The sequence below is a fragment of the Rhodococcus sp. UNC23MFCrub1.1 genome (genome assembly GCF_000686025.1).
GTDB lineage: Bacteria > Actinomycetota > Actinomycetes > Mycobacteriales > Mycobacteriaceae > Rhodococcoides.
The window spans coordinates 21,017-27,130 of sequence record NZ_JMLQ01000018.1 but is presented as its reverse complement, the minus strand read 5'-3'; the positions used below and the strand labels follow the sequence as shown (position 1 = coordinate 27,130).

Sequence of the window (6,114 nt, the reverse complement as noted above, 5' to 3'; positions counted from 1 at the left end):
GCGCAGTTCACGACGATGCGCAGCGGGACGCCGGCATCGCCGATCTGTGCGAGGGCGGCCCGTACCTCCTCGTCGCTGGTGACGTCGGCGGCGATGAGCGTCACGCCGTCCGGTACGGAGTCACCGGCCTTGTCGATGGACTGTTGCAGGTCGAGGCCGAAGACGGTGACGCCGTTGTCGGCGAACCGCTTCGCCGTGGCCGCGCCGAGCCCCGATGCGCCGCCGGTGACCAATGCCGCTGTTCCCGCGATCTCCACTGCCGTGTCCTCTCGTCGGACGGCCGACTCGGTTACCGGCCGCTCACTGAAACGAACCCTAGTCGGTGGGTGCAGACTCGGGACATGACGTTCCCCGGTTCGGCAGACGAGGTCCATGTCCGGCGTTGTGTCGCGCTCGCGCGCGAGGCACTCGACGCCGGTGACGAGCCGTTCGGGTCGGTGTTGGTCGACGCGGACGGTCAGGTGCTCTTCGAGGACCGCAATCGCGTGGGCGGCGGGGACTCGACGCGCCATCCCGAGTTCACGATCGTGGAGTGGGCCGTGCGGAACCTGACGGCCGACGAGCGCGCCCGGACCACGGTGTACACATCGGGGGAGCACTGCCCGATGTGTTCGGCGGCGCACGCGTGGGTGGGGCTCGGCGACATCGTCGTCGCGGTGACGAGTGCTCAGCTCACCGCGTGGCGGTCGGAGTGGGGTCTGGAGCCGGGCCCTGTCGCCGCGCTGCCCATCGGCGACGTTGCGCCGCGGATCCGGGTGCGGGGGCCCGTACCGGAGGTCAGCGCGGAGATGCGGGCACTTCATCGTCGGAAGGCCGGTCTGCCGTCGGACGAGTGAGAGTCCAGCTCGTCGCCGCGATACCGAGAGCGAGGACCACGGCTGCGGCGATCAGTCCGACGGGTGTGCCGGGAAGCAGCCCCTCGAGGATCAGCCACACGCCGAAGACGAAGAACAGGGTCGCGGCACCGAGGGTGATGAGCCGCTCGGGCAGGTGCTTGCCCAGGGTCGCGCCGATGACGATGGCCAGAGCGTCGGCGGCGACCATGCCCAGCGTCGAGCCGATCCACACGCCGACCCAGTCGTTGTCGGAGGCGAGCGTGACGGTGGCCAACATCGTCTTGTCGCCGAGCTCGGCGAGGAAGAAGGCGGACGCGACGGCGATGAAGGCGGACTTCGTCACCCGGTCGGCCTTCGTCTTCTCCTCGTCGTCGAGCGAATCGCCGCGTAGCGTCCACAGGCCGAAGACCAGGAACGCGACGCCGCCGACGATGCCGATCAGGTGCGTGGGCAACGCGACACCGAGGTAGTGGCCCACGGCAACAGAGACGAGGTGGACGAGCGTCGTGGCGACCGTGATGCCGCCGATGACGACCCACCAGCGGTACTTCAGGGCGAACGTCATGGCCATCAGCTGGGATTTGTCACCGAGTTCGGCGACGAAGATGACTCCGAAGCTGAGCAGCAGGGCGGCGAGCACGTCGAACCTCCAGGACAGGGCGCGTCGGCCGACACGAGGGGAGAACCTGGCCGACGCTCGGTGCAGCGCACCGTGCGGTCATCGGGACCGGTGCGGGAAGGCCGGAGGCCGGCCGGTCGACGAAAGGTCTCGCCCACCTGCTGCCACGTGTGTGGAAGCTCGGTTCACCGAGCCGGGAGCGCCCCGGCGAACCGGTGCGCGCCAGTATGTCGACTGGATGATCGGGGGCTACTCCCCTTCGCTGATCTCCACGCTAAAGCCCTGGTCAGGCTTCTGCAACTTCGACAAACCTGTTCGGCTACCCGAAATTTGTCGTGTCATGCAGCGAGCAACATCGCGAGGACGGCCGTATCGGGATGGCTGATGGGATCGAGGCCCACACGGCTGATCATCGACGTCACGGTGCCGTCCGCCTCGGCCTCGACCCAGGCGGCGCGATGGTCCAGCCCGAGGTGCGGCAGACCCGGCAACAGCACGCACCCCGACGCGGCCCCGGCGCACTCCGGCAGCGTCGGCATCGTCTCCGACGGCGGATGCAGCATCATCAGCGCGGCCGGCTGATGCAGCGCGAAGCGCTCCGGGGTCACCGCGTGGTCCCCGATGACGGGGCCCTCGGACACCACGATGCCCACGGTCCCCTCGTGCGGGTCGTCGGGCAGTTCCTCGCGGACACAGAAGACGGTGCTGGTGTCCAGCAGGCCGGGGGTCGACGCGACCCGCACCGTGAAGGCGAGAAGCTGCGCCCATTCCTTCGTCGTGTCGGGCCACCGGCCGGAGATGACGAAGCCGCGCAGGGTTCCCGAGGCGTGGAACGGGGCCACACCGATGATGCGACGATCGGGACTGGTCATGACGTTCTCCTCGCACTGGCCGGCATCGAGCGGGACGGCCTGCGCGGAACGTGCGCGGACCATCGGCACACAACGTCGGGTAGAGGAAGAGAACACCACCATCGCGCTGGCACACAAGTGGTCACGAGTGCCAGATGTGGCCGGTGAGACGACGAATGCCGCGCCCTCGTGGGACGCGGCATTCGCGGTGCGACTGTGCGGCGGGACTACGGGAAGATGAGACCCGAGGTCTGCGACGTGGCTGCGGCGAAGCGCTGCTGCACGTCGGCCCAGTTGACGACGTTCCAGAACGCCTTCACGTAGTCGGCCTTGACGTTCTTGTACTGCAGGTAGAAGGCGTGCTCCCACATGTCGACCTGCAGCAGGGGAATGATGCCGAGCGGCACGTTTGCCTGCTGGTCGTACAGCTGGAACGTGAGGAGCTTCTTGCCCAGCGTGTCGTAGCCGAGCACTGCCCAGCCGGAGCCCTGCAGACCGTTGGCCGCGGCGGTGAACTGCGCGCGGAACTTGTCGAACGAGCCGAAGTGGTCGTCCAGTGCGGCCGCGAGCTCGCCCTCGGGCTTGTCTCCACCGTTGGGGGAGAGGTTCTTCCACCAGATGGAGTGGTTCACGTGGCCACCGAGGTGGAACGCGAGGTTCTTCTCCTGCAGGAAGATCGAGCCGTGATCGTCCTTGTCACGGGCGTCGGCCAGCTTCTCCAGTGCGGTGTTCACGCCGGCGACGTAGGTGGCGTGGTGCTTGGAGTGATGCAGCTCGTTGATCTCCCCGGAGATGTGGGGCTCGAGAGCTGCATAGTCGTAGTCGAGGTCGGGCAGTGTGTACTCGGACACGTGTTTCCCTTCTCTTGCATCTGTTGTAGCTGACTGCTGGCGTTACCCAGCCAACGTCATTCGTACACCTCGCGCAAGAGTTCGACGCAGTCGGAGTGCAGCGCAGACGCACCGATGCGGACCGTGGTCCCCTTGCCCGCGCGCAGCGATGACGTGGGCGAACTCGACCGACAGGTGAACGGAACCTTAAGATCGAGGGTGATGACCTCCTCGACGCCCGACTCGGACGGTGGGGTGGTCTCCGTCCGTACGGCGGCCGATCCGCCGCGGATCCGGTTCGGCGGAGTCGACATCCTGCGTGCGCTGGCGGTCCTGACCGTCGTGTACTCGCACATCTCGTACTTCCTGGTCGATGATCTCGGAACACCGTGGTGGCTCATCGACGTCGTCACCCTCGTGTTCGTCGAGCACGGCGGTCTGAACCACCATCTCTCGTTCGTGGGCGTCGCGTTCTTCATGATCCTCACCGGACTGGTCGCGACCGCGTCCGTCGTCCGCAACTCGCCGCGCGCCTTCCTCGTGGGGCGGGCAGCGCGGTTGCTCCCGGTGTTCTGGCTGTCGGTCCTCGCCGCGATCGTGCTGGTTCGCCTCGGGGTGAACGGGATGTTCTCGCAGACCGTGGGCATCAGCAACGCCGAGGCCGCCATGAGCTTCGTGCTCGGCGGCTTCTTCGTGCGCCCGGAGGTCGTGGTCCTCGGGGTCACCTGGACGCTCGTGGTCCAGGGGGTCTTCTACGTGTACGCGGTGAGCATGCGCCGGGTGCTCGCGTCCCGCCCCGTGCTGGTTCCGATCGTCGGTGCGGCCGTGTGCTGGCTGATCCTGCTCTACACCGATCTGGTGCCGTACGAGTACACGATCCCCATGGTCGACAAGGTCGCGGCGACGTTGCCCACCGTCTTCCTGGGCCAGATCGTGTATCTCGCGTTCGCCCGGCTCGCGTCGTGGCGGTTCCTTCTTCTCGCGGGTCTCGCCCAGTTCGCCGTCATCCGGTACGCGACGACGGTGGACGCCTTCCACGTCGGTCAGCAGGGTCACCTGTGGACGGTACTGGTGCTCGTCGTCGCGGTGGTGTTGGTGGCTCCCACCGACACCGCGTTCGGCCGCTCGCGCGTGATCCACTGGCTCGCGACGCGCAGCTACACGATCTACCTGGTCCACACTCTGGTGCTCTACCGCATCTACTCGCTCGTCGAGCCGCATCTCGGTGCGACCGTCGCGGTGCTCGTCTTCGCGCTGATCACCGGTGTGCTCTCGGATCTCGTGTACCGCTACGTCGAGACGCCGGCGGCACGGTGGATCGCCCGCCACTGGTCGGGGCATCCGCGGACGCCTGCCCCGACCGCGAACGAGCCGACCTCGAGTGACCCGACCTCCGGCCCTCAGGCCAGCTGACGCATCACCTCGGCGGCGACCAGTTCGATGTGGTCGACATCGGACAGGTCCAGCATCTGCAGGTAGAACCGGGTCGATCCGAGCTCGGCGTACGTTCCGAGCTTGTCGACGATCTCGGCAGGCGTCCCTGCCGCGCCGTTTGCCCGGAGCTCCTCCACGTCCCGTCCGATCGCGGCGGCGCGGCGGGCGATCTCGTCCTCGGTGGTGCCGCAGCACAGCACCAGCGCGTTGGAGAACGTCATCGACGACGGATCACGGCCGATGTCCGAGCACGCTGCGCGCACCCGGTCGAACTGTGTCGCCGTCGCGTCGGTGTCCGCGAACGGGAGATTGAACTCCGTCGCGTGACGCGCGGCGAGTTCCGGCGTCCGCTTCTTCCCCATGCCCCCGATGATGATGGGCGGCGGACTCTGCACCGGCTTCGGCAGAGCGGGTGACTCGGTCACGGTGAAGTGGTCGCCCTGGTACGAGAACGTCTCACCCGCGGGAGTGCCCCACAGACCGGTGACGATCGCGAGGGTCTCCTCGAAGCGATCGAAGCGCGTGCCCACCGACGGGAACGGGATCGCGTACGCCGCGTGCTCCTCTGCGTACCAGCCTGCTCCGAGCCCCAGTTCGACGCGGCCGGCGCTCATCGCGTCGACCTGCGCGACCGAGATCGCCAGGGGACCCGGGTACCGGAAGGTGGCCGAGGTGACGAGGGTGCCGAGGCGGATCGTGGAGGTCTCGCGAGCGATGCCGGCCAGCGTGATCCAGGCGTCCGTGGGTCCGGGGAGGCCGTCCGTGCTCATCGCCAGGTAGTGGTCGGAGCGGAAGAAGGCGTCGTACCCGAAGTCCTCGGCGGCGCGCGCCACGCGGACCAGGTCGTCGTAGGTCGCGCCCTGCTGCGGTTCGGTGAAGATTCTGAGGTCCATGGTTCGACAGTAGAAGGGCGTGCCGGAGTCGGGGAGCGACCGTGGGTGCGACACACGCGGAAGAAACGGGATCGAGTCCCGTTTCTGTGGATGTTTCTGTGGATGATGGGGATGGTGATTGTCGATCAGCAACCTCCGTAGAAAGTCGAAGATGCCGATCGACAATACTGCTCCCCATGGACTTCACCGCCGAGGCCGAACTGTCCGCCGCGCTCGACGACCTGCACGCCGCGGAGATCGACTCCCTGGCCTCGGCGGTCGCGCCGTTTCGCGGACGCCTCACCCGGAGCCTTCTCGGCCGCGCGCGCCTGGTGGTCACCCTCTCGGCCGACGGCCTGCCGCAGGCCGTCACCCTCGCCTCGGCTCTGCTGCGAGATCTCGTCGGCGGTCGCGACCTCGTGTCGCTGTCCGTCCGCTCGGCACGAGACCACGAGTGGGTCTCCGGACTGCCGCCCACCGACGGGTGGTCGTCGGTGTCCGAGGTGGCGGCGGAGCGGGCGATCTCCCGACAGGCCGTGCTCGCGCAGATCGCGGCGGGCACCCTGCCCGCGGCGAAGGTGGGGACCACGTGGGTGGTGGCCCGCGGCGCACGAAGGTTCGATAGCGGAGGGTTCGAGACCGGACGGTTCCGGAACGACTGGTGATCGACGG

Annotated in this window: 8 protein-coding genes; 3 read left to right on the top strand and 5 right to left on the bottom strand. The window is 67.8% G+C overall.

The window, feature by feature from the left end:
• A partial coding sequence (locus tag BR07_RS0122525; protein ID WP_027507333.1) for an SDR family NAD(P)-dependent oxidoreductase occupies window positions 1-257 on the bottom strand: 257 nt, incomplete at its 3' end.
• 84 nt (window positions 258-341) lie between these two features.
• Between BR07_RS0122525 and BR07_RS0122520 the strand changes: the two genes are divergently transcribed.
• Entirely contained in the window at window positions 342-836 is a 495-nt protein-coding gene (locus BR07_RS0122520; protein ID WP_027507332.1) for a nucleoside deaminase, read from the top strand.
• On the opposite strand, the gene BR07_RS0122515 is transcribed toward BR07_RS0122520, so the two are convergent.
• The 3 genes from BR07_RS0122515 to BR07_RS0122505 form a co-directional block, all read right to left on the bottom strand.
• Entirely contained in the window at window positions 778-1,476 is a 699-nt protein-coding gene (locus tag BR07_RS0122515) for a TMEM165/GDT1 family protein (protein WP_027507331.1), read from the bottom strand. The two genes, BR07_RS0122520 and BR07_RS0122515, sit on opposite strands and share 59 nt — an antisense overlap.
• Window positions 1,477-1,793: 317 nt before the next feature.
• Window positions 1,794-2,327: a hypothetical protein gene (locus BR07_RS0122510; RefSeq protein WP_027507330.1), complete on the bottom strand. Its 534-nt coding sequence runs from the start codon at window positions 2,325-2,327 to the stop codon at window positions 1,794-1,796.
• Between the two features lie 206 nt (window positions 2,328-2,533).
• A complete protein-coding gene (locus tag BR07_RS0122505) occupies window positions 2,534-3,157 on the bottom strand; it encodes a superoxide dismutase (RefSeq protein ID WP_027507329.1) in 624 nt (207 codons plus the stop codon).
• 201 nt (window positions 3,158-3,358) lie between these two features.
• Between BR07_RS0122505 and BR07_RS0122500 the strand changes: the two genes are divergently transcribed.
• The gene (locus BR07_RS0122500; protein WP_081821500.1) at window positions 3,359-4,549 is read left to right on the top strand and encodes an acyltransferase family protein; all 1,191 of its coding nucleotides are present in this window, start codon (window positions 3,359-3,361) and stop codon (window positions 4,547-4,549) included.
• On the opposite strand, the gene BR07_RS0122495 is transcribed toward BR07_RS0122500, so the two are convergent.
• Window positions 4,537-5,463, bottom strand: coding sequence for an LLM class F420-dependent oxidoreductase (locus tag BR07_RS0122495; protein WP_027507327.1), 927 nt, complete (start codon window positions 5,461-5,463; stop codon window positions 4,537-4,539). The genes BR07_RS0122500 and BR07_RS0122495 overlap by 13 nt on opposite strands.
• 176 nt (window positions 5,464-5,639) lie before the next feature.
• On the opposite strand from BR07_RS0122495, the gene BR07_RS0122490 reads away from it, so the two are divergent.
• Entirely contained in the window at window positions 5,640-6,107 is a 468-nt protein-coding gene (locus tag BR07_RS0122490; RefSeq protein WP_027507326.1) for a hypothetical protein, read from the top strand.
• The last annotated feature ends 7 nt before the right edge of the window (window positions 6,108-6,114 follow it).